General features: G+C 38.6%; 13 protein-coding genes. 7 read left to right on the top strand and 6 right to left on the bottom strand.

Annotated elements, in window-relative coordinates; all coding sequences use genetic code 11:
* The first annotated feature begins 202 nt into the window (after positions 1-202).
* The gene (locus ACTWQM_RS05100; protein WP_443257110.1) at positions 203-769 is read left to right on the top strand and encodes a TetR/AcrR family transcriptional regulator; all 567 of its coding nucleotides are present in this window, start codon (positions 203-205) and stop codon (positions 767-769) included.
* Between the two features lie 690 nt (positions 770-1459).
* On the opposite strand, the gene ACTWQM_RS05095 is transcribed toward ACTWQM_RS05100, so the two are convergent.
* Entirely contained in the window at positions 1460-2869 is a 1410-nt protein-coding gene (locus tag ACTWQM_RS05095; RefSeq protein ID WP_443257109.1) for an MDR family MFS transporter, read from the bottom strand.
* Between the two features lie 237 nt (positions 2870-3106).
* Between ACTWQM_RS05095 and ACTWQM_RS05090 the strand changes: the two genes are divergently transcribed.
* On the top strand, positions 3107-4087 hold the full coding sequence (locus ACTWQM_RS05090; RefSeq protein WP_443257108.1) for a S8 family peptidase: 981 nt from the start codon (positions 3107-3109) through the stop codon (positions 4085-4087).
* 574 nt (positions 4088-4661) lie between these two features.
* Here the strand turns inward: ACTWQM_RS05090 and ACTWQM_RS05085 are convergent.
* The gene (locus ACTWQM_RS05085) at positions 4662-5312 is read right to left on the bottom strand and encodes a transcriptional regulator (RefSeq protein ID WP_443257107.1); all 651 of its coding nucleotides are present in this window, start codon (positions 5310-5312) and stop codon (positions 4662-4664) included.
* Positions 5313-5637: 325 nt separating this feature from the next.
* Between ACTWQM_RS05085 and ACTWQM_RS05080 the strand changes: the two genes are divergently transcribed.
* Complete coding sequence (locus ACTWQM_RS05080) at positions 5638-6237, top strand: class I SAM-dependent methyltransferase (protein ID WP_443257106.1); 600 nt, start codon at positions 5638-5640, stop codon at positions 6235-6237.
* Between the two features lie 9 nt (positions 6238-6246).
* Here ACTWQM_RS05080 and ACTWQM_RS05075 read toward each other — a convergent pair whose 3' ends face one another.
* Genes ACTWQM_RS05075 through ACTWQM_RS05060 form a run of 4 tightly spaced genes read right to left on the bottom strand, consistent with a single transcriptional unit; the run spans position 6247 to position 8612 of the window.
* Positions 6247-7089, bottom strand: a complete 843-nt coding sequence (locus tag ACTWQM_RS05075; RefSeq protein WP_443257105.1) for a DNA alkylation repair protein — start codon at positions 7087-7089, stop codon at positions 6247-6249.
* Between the two features lie 31 nt (positions 7090-7120).
* Positions 7121-7693, bottom strand: a complete 573-nt coding sequence (locus ACTWQM_RS05070) for an NUDIX hydrolase (RefSeq protein ID WP_443257104.1) — start codon at positions 7691-7693, stop codon at positions 7121-7123.
* Positions 7694-7707: 14 nt separating this feature from the next.
* Positions 7708-8124 carry a GNAT family N-acetyltransferase gene (locus tag ACTWQM_RS05065; protein ID WP_443257103.1) on the bottom strand — a complete coding sequence of 139 codons (417 nt, stop codon included), beginning with the start codon at positions 8122-8124 and terminating at the stop codon, positions 7708-7710.
* Positions 8125-8150: 26 nt separating this feature from the next.
* Positions 8151-8612 (bottom strand): GNAT family N-acetyltransferase, encoded by a 462-nt coding sequence (locus ACTWQM_RS05060; RefSeq protein ID WP_443257102.1) that lies wholly within the window; start codon positions 8610-8612, stop codon positions 8151-8153.
* A 352-nt stretch (positions 8613-8964) separates the two neighbouring features.
* Here ACTWQM_RS05060 and ACTWQM_RS05055 point away from each other — a divergent pair, with 352 nt between their 5' ends.
* The 4 genes from ACTWQM_RS05055 to serA all read left to right on the top strand — a co-directional run bounded on the left by ACTWQM_RS05055 (position 8965) and on the right by serA (position 13004).
* Positions 8965-9384 carry a general stress protein gene (locus tag ACTWQM_RS05055; protein WP_443257101.1) on the top strand — a complete coding sequence of 140 codons (420 nt, stop codon included), beginning with the start codon at positions 8965-8967 and terminating at the stop codon, positions 9382-9384.
* A gap of 101 nt (positions 9385-9485) precedes the next feature.
* Positions 9486-10262, top strand: a complete 777-nt coding sequence (locus ACTWQM_RS05050; protein WP_443257100.1) for an NRDE family protein — start codon at positions 9486-9488, stop codon at positions 10260-10262.
* Positions 10262-11407 carry a pyridoxal-phosphate-dependent aminotransferase family protein gene (locus ACTWQM_RS05045; protein WP_443257099.1) on the top strand — a complete coding sequence of 382 codons (1146 nt, stop codon included), beginning with the start codon at positions 10262-10264 and terminating at the stop codon, positions 11405-11407. Before ACTWQM_RS05050 ends, ACTWQM_RS05045 begins: the two co-directional genes overlap by 1 nt.
* 10 nt (positions 11408-11417) lie before the next feature.
* Complete coding sequence (serA, locus tag ACTWQM_RS05040; protein WP_443257098.1) at positions 11418-13004, top strand: phosphoglycerate dehydrogenase; 1587 nt, start codon at positions 11418-11420, stop codon at positions 13002-13004.
* Positions 13005-13384: the final 380 nt, after the last annotated feature.

The raw sequence follows: 13384 nt of genomic DNA, 5'->3' as shown, positions 1-13384 counted from the left end.
TTCTTGCTGATTGGTCAATAGGACTTCATCCTTTCTTGCAATAGTACCTTAACACACTTTATCATTGTAATAGACACTGTGTTGGATAATCAACAAACAGTTTTATAAATACCGTCAGCTATTCAACACATTATTAAATTGTGTTGGATTTCCATTAGAAAAACATACGAAAGTAGTTATACTTTTAAGGAGGAGATTCATATTGAGTCAGAAATTAGACCGGCGTAAAAAATACACCCGCAAAATATTAAAGGAAAGTCTTATTGCATTACTGGCCGAAAAACCTATATCTGCCATAACCGTAAAGGAAATTTGTGAAATGGCAGATATAAATCGTTCAACTTTTTACACACACTATGCAGATCACTACGATTTACTGGATAAAATAGAAGCGGAAATTTCGGAGGATATGATTAAGTATCTAAGCAGTTACAGCTTTACAATTGAAGAAGAGTCACAAAAGATGACTCAAAAATTATTAGAATACATTACAAATAATAAATTTATGTTCCAAACATTATTAATGAAAAATGGTGACCCCACTTTTGAGCAGCGGCTGATGAACATCGCTCAACGGTTTATGATGAAGAATTGGATGACTGTCAATCATATAGATGTGGTAAAATCAAGGTACCTAAGTACATTCGTTGTAAGTGGAGCCATAAATGTTATTAAGGATTGGATTGAAAATGAAATGGACCAGTCCCCGAAAGAAATGGCGGTTATAATTAATAATTTTGCAAACTACGGGATGTCTTATTTAGATTGATTATCGATGTCTCAATAGAACGTCTGTTAGTATATAAAAAATATAGGAAATTATAAACAAACAGAATTGAATCAGGAATAGATCAAAGTCGAACGTGTTATGCTCTGAAATCATAACATCATCCACTTCAGGTATTTGGAAAAGTAATGACCTCAAGAGGTACATGCTTATCAGAAAGAATATAGTTCCTATGATTAGAAAACTTGGCATTCGTTAAAGGGATTCTTATGAAAGCGTATTTTGCTTTCTTAGAACCCCTTATACTCTGGAGTGCAAGCCTTTGGGCGAATTGCCTTAGTTGCACTTATGCAGTAAGAAAGTAGTTATACTTTCTTATCTGCCAAGAAAAGCATTTCTTTTCGCCTTCCTAAGTCCAATGAAAGAAATAATGAACAAAGCCAATCCCAGTGGAAAAACAGTATAAGAAATAATCTCACTTTCGAATGGCATTAAAATCACCCTTTCTGTTCTGCAATGAACGGAGACAGACTTGAAATCACCTTATTTAACCAACCCCAAAACCAGGATCTGATATAACAAACGCAATGTTATTCGCAATCTCTGGAGTTATTTTACCACAAATATTCTGAATTCACTAAATCAGTTTTTACGAAATACCATTAAAAAGACCATCAAATCAGCTTAAGATTTGATGGTCTTTATTAATATAACGCACTTCACTTTATTAAATTAATCTACAACTCCGGGTCGTGAATTTTTGATAAAGAATGATAAGCCAAAACCTACGATAGAAATAAATCCAGCAACAATAAATGACACATTTACACCATGAATAAGGCCTGGGATACCTTCATCAGGAATAGTATTATTGGTCATAACTGAAATAAGCAAGGCTGTTCCAACTGCACCTGCTATTTGTCGCATTGTATTATTCATTGCCGTACCATGCGGTATGACGTCTGTTGGGATCTGATTTAAACCAGCAGTTGTTACTGGCATCATGACCATTGCAACACCAAACATTCGCACAGCATTTACTACAGCCAGGTAGGTGAATGTGGTTTCGGTTGTTAAATTGGTGAACATGAACGTCGTAACTGTAAGAATGAACAATCCTATAATCGCCAGCCATCTAGCACCAAACTTATCAAACAACCGCCCGGTAATCGGGTTCATTAATCCCATTAAAACAGCACCCGGCAACAGCATTAACCCTGACTCAAATGCTGTATAGCCCAGCATGTCCTGCATTAGTAATGGTAAAACTACTGCCGATCCAATCATTGCCATAAACACAATCATGCCAAGCCCCGTTGTTAAGGTGAACATTTTGTGTTTAAATATCCGGAACTCAAGTATTGGCTGTTCCAGTTTGAATTGTCTAAGAATAAACAGTGTAAGGGCAATAGCACCAACAACCATTGAGATAATTACCTCATTACTGGTCCAGCCTCCACTGCCGGCTGTACTAAATCCAAATAGCAATCCGCCAAATCCTAATGTTGAAAGGACTATTGATACGATATCAACCTTTGGAAATGTCTGCTTCGTCACATTTTTAAGAATGAAATAAGCAACAATAATATCGATAATGATTATTGGTAAAATTACATAGAATAAGCTTCTCCATGGAAAGTTTTCCACTAGATAACCCGATAGAGTCGGGCCTATCGCTGGTGCAAATGCTATCACTAATCCAAACATCCCCATCGCTGTCCCCCGTTTTTCAACAGGAAAAATAAGAAATAGGATCGTCTGCATAAGTGGCATTATAATACCAGCACCACCTGCCTGGGCAATTCGCCCAACCATTAATACTGCAAAGTTCGGTGCTATAGCACAAATTATTGTACCTACACCAAATATCCCCATTGCTGTTAAAAACAGTCCTCTTGTCGTATAGCGTTGAATTAGAAAAGCTGTAATTGGTATCATGATGCCATTAACTAGCATAAAAATGGACTGCAACCACTGGGCAGTATTATAGTCCAGTTGCAGATCCTTCATTATATGAGGTAATGCTGTAGCTAATAGAGTTTGGTTTAGAATGGCAGCAAAAGCCCCTGATATTAATACTAGCATGAGTGGTACTTTATTAATTTTTTCTCCTGATTGTGATGATCCCTGACTTTCTGCCATTATCTTTCTTCCTTCTTTCTTTATATTAAACTTTGTTGCCCCTAAAATTAATTTTTATTTCAAGATCATTATTTACGAACAACATTATACTCTAACACAACTAATAAAAGACTGAAAGGAATATACAATACTCATCCAATTTCCCTACTTATAGCATAATGAATATAGGTCAATCTAATCGTTTTAGATTATTAAAAAGAGGTATATATATTGAATAAGACAAGGAGGGAATAAACGATGGGAAAAATTCACTTGATTCCTTATCAGATCGAGGAAATTAACGACACGGCGACCGATATCCCAGAAGGTGTTTCCATGATACAAGCGCCTGATGCCTGGGAGGAAGCTGAGAAAGGCCACGGAAATGTTGTCGCAATTATCGATACAGGCTGCCAAGTAGACCACCCGAACCTGAAAGAACGAATAATTGATGGAAGGAACTTCACTTCCGATTACAGCGGGGATAAAGATAATTACAATGACAATAACGGGCACGGCACACATGTAGCAGGAACAATTGCCGCCTCATCTGCTCGAGAAGAAGGAATTTCTGGTGTCGCTCCAAATGCCAAGCTTTTGATTATAAAAGTTTTAAGTGGAGAAGGCAGTGGGGATTATCAATGGATTATCGACGGGATAAATTATGCCGTGAATTGGGAAGGATCTAATGGTGAAAAAGTAAGAGTTATATCCATGTCACTCGGGGGACCAAAGGATGTACCCGAACTTTATGAATCTGTTAAACAAGCAGTTGATTCCGGCATCCCAGTAGTATGCGCCGCCGGTAATGCAGGTGATGGCAGACCAGCGACTGATGAGTTCGCATACCCCGGGGCTTACAACGAAGTAACACAAGTTGGAGCCATTAACTTTAACAGAGAAATTGCACCATTCAGCAATACCAATGATGAAATCGACCTTGTCGCTCCAGGAGTCAAAATATTATCTACTTATACTGATAGCAAGTATGCCCGGTTATCAGGCACATCCATGGCTACACCACATATATCTGGCGCGCTTGCCTTAGTTATCAACATTGCAGAAAAGCAATTTGACAGACGTTTATCCGAAACAGAAATTTATGCCCAGCTTGTTAGACGTACTGTACCTCTGGGCTATCCAAAATCTGCAGAAGGAAACGGACTCATAGCACTAGCAATCCTAGACCAATTCGAACAGCTTTTCCAAACCTTCAATAGACATTATACTAGTAACTAGTTGATTGGGGGCATCGGGGCGGTGGCTCGGGATGGAGGGCATTATGCTGGTAGTCTAAGGTCAGCGGCTCGAGTCAGCTATTCTCCATCTTTGGCGATAACGGAATATGGATCCGCCCAGTTCTGGTAAGTAATCGTGGCGGATCCTTATTCCGTTATATGTTACAAAAGCTGCTCAAAAGATACTGAAGTGAATCCTCATTCCGTTATTAGTCCAAAAAGATGGGTAAATGATGGCTGAAAGGACGAATAGCGGAACGAGGATCCGGATCACATGCTAAAAGTCATTATTTGAGGTGAATAGCGGAATGAGGATCCGCCCAGTTCTGGTAAGTAATCGTGGCGGATCCTTATTCCGTTATATGTTACAAAAGCTGCTCAAAAGATACTGAAGTGAATCCTCATTCCGTTATTAGCCCAAAAAGATGGGTGAATGATGGTGAAAAGGGCAAATAGCGGAACGAGGATCCGGATCACATGCTAAAAGTCATTATTTGAGGTGAATAGCGGAATGAGGATCCGCATGGTAGTCCTGTCTCAGAACCAAGTCACTGCAACTACAACTAGTCACATAATTATCGTCTTATTTTATAGGTTCGGGCGCGTTCTTTGCCACTTGCAACAATTAATATCTGCTGTTCTACTAGTCTATGTAAAATTTTTCGAGCATGGCGATCGCTGATGTGAAGATGGTGAGCAAGTTCAACTGGAGTAAAATACCTTAGCAACCGTCGTGCATAACGCACAACCTCCGCCTCGAGCCAAGATAATTCAGTTGAAACTTCAGTGGAGGTGAATTTGCCAATAAATGCAAGAACAAGCTGTTGGCAGCGTTGAGGTTCGTCCTGAATCGATAAATATGCGATTGGTAAGAGGGTCCATCCATCGAGGGCTAATAATGAGTGTCGCCAGCATAAATCCTTAAATCGCCTAACATCGAGGTCTCTCGCATGAGGGCCATACCCTTGAATTTCAATACATCCCTTCGCATCATGTCCTGGTCTGTAAGCGAGGTCAAGATAACGGAAACCATTGTTGAAATCCCGCACTTCCCATTCAGGGTATAAATGATTAAAATTTCCCACAGTCGGAAACCAAATTGAACGAAGAAATTGAACCGTACCGTGACCTAAACCCTTTTTCAGAAGTTCACGTCTCCTATGGTTCTTCTCCTCGGTAATTTGTACTTGAATCCATTCCTCATACTTTTGTTCGAATCCTGGCATCGTTCACTTTCCTTTCCGGTATTATATTTTTATTTGAGTAGACAAGGTGATTTTTTCTATGATTGGGTTGGTTAAAGACTTACTTCCGGGGCAAATAAAAGGTTTTCTTACAACAGGGCTTTACGTAGAAATTATGGGTGTTTAATAGGACTTCTTAATTATACTGTATTTTTAGATTATAGGAAACTATTCTTTTGTTGCCCCCGCATTAGAAAACTCCGCTACGCTTATGAGCGACGTCCTCTCCCTCAATCTTATTCTTATGAATTCAACGTTTTAAATGGTACATTATTTATAAACCGAAACAATAAGGAGTCTTCTCAAAATGTCAAAGGATAAATGGGATAGCAGGTTTTCAGAAGAAGGTTATGTGTACGGGACAACCGAAAATGAATTCATTAGAGAGATGAGTAAAGAGATTCTGGCCCAATCAAATGTTGGTTGCTTTGCAGAAGGTGAGGGCCGTAATGCTGTTTATTTAGCAAGTCTTGGACATCATGTAACAATGTACGACCAGTCAACAGCTGGCATTGAAAAAGCGCAGAAACTGGCAGAACAGCATCATGTATCCATCAAAACTGCTGCTATGGATCTAACAAAAGAAAAAGTGGATTCCAGCCAATACGATGCTGCTATTATGGTATTTGGCCATATGCCAAAGCCAGATCAGCAATTTTTTATCGAAAATATAATTCAATCCGTTAAAACTGGCGGGCAGATTATGTTTGAAGTGTACTCAGAAAATCAAATTAATTATAAATCCGGTGGTCCTCCTACTGTAGAACATCTTTATAATCCGTCAGATATCCTCAGCTGGATCAAACCATACAAGTGCATCCATTTTTATTATGGGGAAGCAACACGTTACGAAGGAAGCCGCCATACCGGATTGGGGCATGTCGTTCAGGTGGTTATTCAAAAGTAAATTAGATAGTTATTGTTTTACGTTTATAGTTAATCCGTTAACTAATTCAGGGTTCTTCTTTATAGCCTTATTTAATGTTGAATCAATGGCCTTCTTTACTTTATACCGCTCATCGTGTAAAAGTATTTTTATTATACTTTCTGCTTCACATATATATTTCATACCCTCGGCTGATGAAAAAATCTTTGCTATATTCCACCGTGCATTTTCATCACTTATCTCAATCCATTTATCTAACCTTCTCAAAACTTTTGATGGATAATACCTTAGCAGACCATCCCCGATTGCAAATTGCCCTAAATTTTTCTTTACATACGTACTACTATCAGTTAACAATAACTCCACAATATCAAGCAATGGCTCTCCATATTCCTCTTTACGTTTTTTACCTGCATACATCGCAGCTATAGAAGCAGCGCGTCTGACATTCTCTGAGTTGTCACGAGTCCAACTTTTTATATCTTCATAGAATAATTCAAAATGATTCGTAAGTATTTCTCCGCAAGCACCAGCAACCCACTCTCTGACTTCCCAATTTTCATCATTAGCAAGTGACCTTAAAACATTTGGAACCTGACGAGGATATTCATCATAAACAGACGTAAGTAAATGGGCAGCGATTTCCTTTGCGGTAGCATCATCAACTTCAGAAAGTTTAATAGCCATGTCCTTTAATCGTGATTTATCTTGAACAGTAGAAATAACGTACTTTATTGCTTTATTTTTCACAGGTGATTTTGGTGTATTACGCGCCCCAGTTCCAAGCTTCTTTAGAGTTTCAATGGACCCTCTGAAATTATCATCTCCAAGCTGATAAACAAATGATTCTAAAATTTTCTTTGTTTCGACCATTTCTAATCCCCCCAAGATGTATCAGAACAAGTTATTTTGCTAGACTAGTTGAAACTTTATCTCCAGATAAAAATACCTTTGCCATAAAATAAGCATTTGCTGTGAACAGCTGTGTTTTTATCTGATTTGTTGTAATTAGATGTCCCATTTCCTCAAAATCAATCAATTTAGTATTTATCTCTTCGGTATCATCTAAATCTTTCTCGAATTCTTTAACGGCATCCATTATTAGATACGTTACCACCTTATTGTTTTGTGTAGCAGGATTAACCATAAACTCTCCTAATTTAATAGGTTTCTTCTTTGAAGTAAATCCTGTTTCTTCTCTAATCTCTCTGAGTAATCCTTCCTCGTATGACTCGTTTTCTTCTATTTTACCGGCAGGAACCTCCAAATAGAAATCCTCTACAGCATGTCTGTATTGTTCAACAAGTACAATTTGATTTTCTTTCGTAATCACAATAGCATTAACCCAATCAGCGTATTCATTAACATAATAATCATCTATCACCATTCCATTTGGCAGCTTACATTTATCTTTTCTTATATTTCCAAATGGTGACTTTAATAAATACACTGAATCTAACGTTTTCCACTTTTTCATATGTAATCCTCCGTTCATTCTTCAAACGTTTTCCTGAAACCATAGAAAGCCCGATAACCTTGCTCTTCATAATAAGTACGGGATGTACTCGTGGCAAGCATCTCTATTCTTGTTTTGGGATATAGGCTATGTACATATTTAAGTAACCCTTGTCCAACTCCTAACCCGCGATAGTCGTTACTAACCACTAATTCAGAAATAAATAGAGTTATAAACTTATCTGTAATTCCTCGAATATACCCTACAAATTCCCCTTTATCGATTACAACAAATGCAATATTCGAATGGTCCCACGCTTGCTTTGTATCATCTTTTTTCTCTACAAGATTTGTCCAGCCTTCGTTTTTATTTAACCTTTGAATATTTATAAAATCACTTTCCGTGTATTCCCGAACATTAACTGTTTTTCCGTTCCTTAATAGTAGTTCCATACATATCCCCTTTTCCACGCAAAATATCAGCAGTAATAAACCATTTTCAAAAATTCAAAGCTGCTGCAATTTGTATCCTGCATAAATGTTTCGACATCTTTAAACCCAATTTTTCGATAGACTTTTATCGCTCTTTGATTAAATGTTGCTACTGATAGTGTTATTTTATCAGGTGAATAGGTTGATTTAGCAAACTCCATACCTGCCTTGATAAATTCCGACCCACTTCCGCCGCCAGTTAAATCTGGCCTCATTCCCAGTCCAATATCTATGGTGTTGTTTTCAGTTCTATTAAAACTAAAAAAGCCGACAACTTCACTGTCTTTAGTAACAACATATGTATAATTTCGTTTATTTGCGTCTAAAAATGCAGCAAGATCCTCCTCATCAGCCTCCATATCATAAAAAGAATATATCCCATCATAATGCCAGTTATATGCAATATCTTCTGCCTGTTCCTGCGTCATAATTTCAAACGCATAATCCATAAAAATTCCCCCTCTAATAGTGACACTCCAATTCATTTATACTTAAACTTATCTTCGTCGCTATGTTTCTTTTTAACTATATGACTAAATATTTTGCTAATTAATTTAAAAGCAATATGCAATTGAATCCCCCTTGATGCAGCTATTCTATACGTTGACGTGCTATTATTCTACCACTTTTTTAAAATTCATCCAGTTTTGAAGTTTAATATCATGGGTATAGATTAGAAAACGTGGCTTATCTCCAAGCCTTTATATAGATAAGCCTTAGTTGCACTTATGCAGTAAGAAAGGATTTATACTTTCTTAACTGCCAAAGAAGAATTATATTTTCTAATAGGAGGCTTTGGTAATGGCTAATGAAATTTTTGGACCATTTCACTCAAAGGAGGATGCTATCAAGAAGGTGTCGGTATTGGAACTGAAAGGTCTTAAAGCAGAAAATATTACCGTCTTTACAAATAAGGAAAATACAGATGAACTGGAAGAACGTACGGATGTCTACGTGGAAAACAATGCAACAGAAGATGATAGGAACGATTCTTTTACAGATAAAATAAAGAAAGTAATCCTTAATTCTCAAGATTCAGGCCTTAATATACATGAAAAATTAGTGCAACTCGGTGTATCTGACAAACAAGCATCAATATATGTGGATGCTATTGAATCCGGTGAGATTTTGGTGATAGCTGATGATGAATTAAAAATGGGAAATGACCCAACCAGCGACACCGTCACCTTAAAGGAAGAGGTCATTCATCGTAATAGTTAACAGCGGTTAAGCGAACAGTACCTAGTGCTGTTCGCTTAAACTTTTTTTATTGCTAAACATCCTTTTTTACGTATAATGAATAAAAAAGGAGCGATTCTGCGATGTGCTTAATCAATTTTCAATTTCATGAGCATCCAAACTATAAATTAATAGTTGCGGCAAATAGGGATGAGTTTTACGGTAGACCAACGGCGCAAGCTCGCTTTTGGGATGATGAACCGAACATTCTGGCTGGACGTGATTTAGTCCAGAAGGGGACATGGCTTGGCATCACAAAACAAGGAAGATTTGCAGCATTAACGAATTACCGCGACCCTGAACAACCAGCTACTGGTGAGCAATCACGTGGTGACATAGTCAGGAGCTATTTAGCGGAAGATACAACGCCACAAAATTTTCTGGAGTCATTAAAGGTAAATAAGCATAATTATGCAGGATTTAATATAATTATTGGAGACACAGAGCAAATTTTATATTACAATAACATACAAGATGAAGTTAAAGAAATCAATCCAGGTACACATGGACTTAGCAATCATTATTTAAATACACCATGGCCGAAAGTCACAAAAGGAAAGACTAATTTACATAAATATACAATGAGTCAAGAAACAGTCCAAACAGATAAGTTGTTTGAGATCATTTCTGATGCTGAAGAAGCACAGGATAAACACTTACCGGAAACAGGTGTAGGATTAGACCTCGAACGAAAACTCTCACCATTATTCATTAAGACACCTGAATATGGCACCCGCTCCTCCACTGCTTTGCTAGTAGACAATAATAATGAAGTGACCTTTGTTGAACGTACATACGATAAAGGAGAGTTTGCAAAAGAAAATCACTATAATTTCCAGCTACAGGAAGGAGAAAATTGATGTTAACAGATCAGCAATTATTAAGAATTCCCGGACCAACTCCAATCCCCCCAAGCGTACAGCGTGCCATGAGCCAGCCAATGATTGGACATCGGGGCCAGGAAACCAAGGAATTACTCAAAAAGATTAAACCAAAACTAAAACCCATCTTTGGAACCGAACAAGATGTTGCGATTATCACCGGAAGCGGAACAGCAGGTTTAGAAGCAGCAGTTGTCAATACGGTTAGCACCGGGGATGAAGTGCTAGTCATCGCAACCGGCGCTTTTGGTGAACGTTTCGTCAAAATTACTGATGCTTATCAAATAAAAACGCATCATTACGATGTTGAATGGGGTGAAGCCGTTACACCTGGCGCTATTAAGGAATACCTTACAAAATATCCAGCGATAAAAGCTGTGTTTGCCACATTTTGCGAGACATCCACAGGTGTCCTTAATCCAGTACAAGAACTTGCCCAAGTAGTACATTCACATTCAGATGCATTATTCATTGTAGATGGAGTGTCCTGCATTGGCGGCGTTGAATGCAAAATGGATGAATGGGGAATCGACCTATTGGTAACAGGCTCTCAAAAAGCAATGATGCTTCCTGCTGGTCTAACATTTATAGCTGCAAGTGATCGCGCATGGAAAACAATCGAGCAGAATGAGCAGCCAAGCTTCTACTTAGACCTGAAAAAATACCGTGACAACCTGGAGAAGGATTCAACACCATTCACCCCTGCCTTATCACTTTTATTAGGGCTTGAACAGGTTTTAACGCTCATGAATGAAGAAGGCCTGGAACAAATTCACGAACGACACCGGTTAATGATGGAAATGACCAGAGCCGCATTCCGTGCCCTGGATATCCCTCTTTTAACGAGTGATGACGCAGCTTCCCCTACCGTAACAGCGGTTAAACCCGCTGATTTTGAAACGGAGGCATTGCGAAATGTTCTTAAAGAAGAATTCAGCTTAGCTGTTGCAGGTGGCCAGCAGCATATGAAAAATGAAATCTTCCGGATTGGCCATATGGGCTACTGCTCTCCAGCAGACGTTCTGCAAACAATTAGTCTAGTAGAAATCAGCTTACGAAAAATAGGTAAAGACATTGAACTAGGTAAAGGAACACAAGCTGCACAAGAAATATACTTAGGTTAGGGGTTTTAACATGTCATTTAATATATTAATTGCAGATCCACTAAGCGAGGAAGGTTTACAGCCTCTCCGTGAAGCGGAAAATATCAATCTTGTAATTGAAACAAATCTATCACCAGAAGAATTAGAGAGTAAAATTGGTGATTTCGATGCCTTGCTAGTAAGAAGTCAAACACAAGTAACACGCAATATCATCCAGAAGGCTAAGAACCTGAAAATTATCGGTCGTGCAGGTGTCGGCGTTGATAATATTGACCTTGATGCAGCAACGGAAAATGGTGTTATCGTTGTCAACGCTCCGAATGGGAATACCAATTCTGCTGCCGAGCATACGATGGCTATGATAATGTCGTTATCCAGAAAAATCCCGCAAGCCTATTATGCACTTAAAAATCATCAATGGGACCGGAAAAAGTATGTCGGTGTCGAGCTAAAGAATAAAACACTAGGGGTCGTCGGGCTTGGCAGGATTGGTACAGAAGTTGCTTCCAGAGCCAAAGGTCAACGGATGGACGTTATGGCATATGATCCATTTTTAACTGAGGAAAAAGCAGATAAAATGGGAATTCGCTACGGGTCAATTGAAGATGTTTTAAAAGAAGCAGACTTCATCACCGTACATACACCTTTGTTAAAGGAGACAAAGCATTTAATTAATGCTGAAGCGTTCCAGCAAATGAAGCCTGGAGTGCAAATTGTTAACTGTGCCCGTGGTGGAATTATTGACGAAGAAGCTTTATATGACGCTATTGTTAATAAAAAAGTAGCTGGTGCCGCACTGGACGTTTTTGAAGAAGAACCGTTCCATGATAATAAGCTCTTAGAGTTACCCGAAGTATTTGCTACACCACACCTTGGGGCTAGCACAGTCGAAGCACAGGAAAATGTTGCTATCGATGTCTGCCAGGATGTTATCGGCTTTTTAACGGGAGATTTAGTCAGAAATCCAGTTAACCTGCCATCCGTTCCAAATGAAATTATGAGCAAAATCGAGCCTTACTTCAACTTAGCAGAAAAACTCGGTTCATTCCTCATTCACTTAACTGACGAGGTTGTTGAAGAAGTAAACATCTATTATGCTGGCGATTTATCTGAAGTGGAAGTTGCACCATTAACACGAAATACAGTAAAAGGGCTGCTGACTCGCCATCTTGGCGACCATGTTAACGATGTGAATGCTATCTACCTTGCAAAAAGAAAAGGAATTAACATTAACGAAAACAAAACATCCCGTACCAGAGGCTTTACAAACCTGCTGACAGTAGAAGTAAAGACAGCAACAGAAACAAGAAGCGTAGCAGGAACTCTATTAAATGGCTTAGGACCAAGAATCGTCAAAGTGGATAAATACAGTGTCGATGTGACACCAGAGGATCACATTGTTGTCATTTATCACCAGGACCAACCAGGTGTTATCGGCAGAATGGGAAGTATCCTTGCCGAGCATCAAATCAATATTGCAACAATGCAAGTGGACCGGGTGGACATCGGCGGAGAAGCAATTATGATGCTTAAAGTTGACAGACATATGGAACAAGCTGAATTAGACGAGTTAAAATCCCTGGAGGAGATTCAAGAGGTTACAGCAATAGATTTATAGAATTACAATTAGAAAAAATTTAACAGGGTTCGTTACCTACTTCAATTGCACCGTAATTTTACGGTGCTTTTTGTTTGTATAAATCAACCTGACCTTGAATAGTCTGCTTCAAGTAAGTACGGTACATATACTTCTTAATGAGTAATGTGCAAATATCCCGGATTTCCAGTATTAGCGGAATGAAGATCCGTTTACTGATTGATATGAATCCTCATTCCGCTATTCGCCCCAAACTCCCCTGTTTGAGCTTGGTTTCGGATCCTCGTTCCGCTGATATGAACAAAACTGTCAAGTCCCAAGCTGTTTTTCCCTTTTTTGGGCATACTTAATACAAGAAGCCGTTTTTACTTCTTTTTATGGGTTAACCGTTTTGGTTAGAC

The organism is Virgibacillus sp. L01 (assembly GCF_052246775.1).
GTDB lineage: Bacteria > Bacillota > Bacilli > Bacillales > Amphibacillaceae > Lentibacillus.
Note: the sequence above shows the minus strand (reverse complement) of the source record. Positions and strands in the feature narration are given on the sequence as shown.

Bases quoted from the DNA above. Each gene is read 5' to 3' on its own strand.
- ACTWQM_RS05095 (WP_443257109.1), bottom strand. From the start codon at position 2,869: ATGGCAGAAAGTCAGGGATCATCACAATCAGGAGAAAAAATTAATAAA.
- ACTWQM_RS05090 (WP_443257108.1), top strand. From the start codon at position 3,107: ATGGGAAAAATTCACTTGATTCCTTATCAGATCGAGGAAATTAACGAC.
- ACTWQM_RS05085 (WP_443257107.1), bottom strand. From the start codon at position 5,312: ATGCCAGGATTCGAACAAAAGTATGAGGAATGGATTCAAGTACAAATT.
- ACTWQM_RS05080 (WP_443257106.1), top strand. From the start codon at position 5,638: ATGTCAAAGGATAAATGGGATAGCAGGTTTTCAGAAGAAGGTTATGTG.
- ACTWQM_RS05075 (WP_443257105.1), bottom strand. From the start codon at position 7,089: ATGGTCGAAACAAAGAAAATTTTAGAATCATTTGTTTATCAGCTTGGA.
- ACTWQM_RS05070 (WP_443257104.1), bottom strand. From the start codon at position 7,693: ATGAAAAAGTGGAAAACGTTAGATTCAGTGTATTTATTAAAGTCACCA.
- ACTWQM_RS05065 (WP_443257103.1), bottom strand. From the start codon at position 8,124: ATGGAACTACTATTAAGGAACGGAAAAACAGTTAATGTTCGGGAATAC.
- ACTWQM_RS05060 (WP_443257102.1), bottom strand. From the start codon at position 8,612: ATGGATTATGCGTTTGAAATTATGACGCAGGAACAGGCAGAAGATATT.
- ACTWQM_RS05055 (WP_443257101.1), top strand. From the start codon at position 8,965: ATGGCTAATGAAATTTTTGGACCATTTCACTCAAAGGAGGATGCTATC.
- ACTWQM_RS05050 (WP_443257100.1), top strand. From the start codon at position 9,486: ATGTGCTTAATCAATTTTCAATTTCATGAGCATCCAAACTATAAATTA.
- ACTWQM_RS05045 (WP_443257099.1), top strand. From the start codon at position 10,262: ATGTTAACAGATCAGCAATTATTAAGAATTCCCGGACCAACTCCAATC.
- serA (WP_443257098.1), top strand. From the start codon at position 11,418: ATGTCATTTAATATATTAATTGCAGATCCACTAAGCGAGGAAGGTTTA.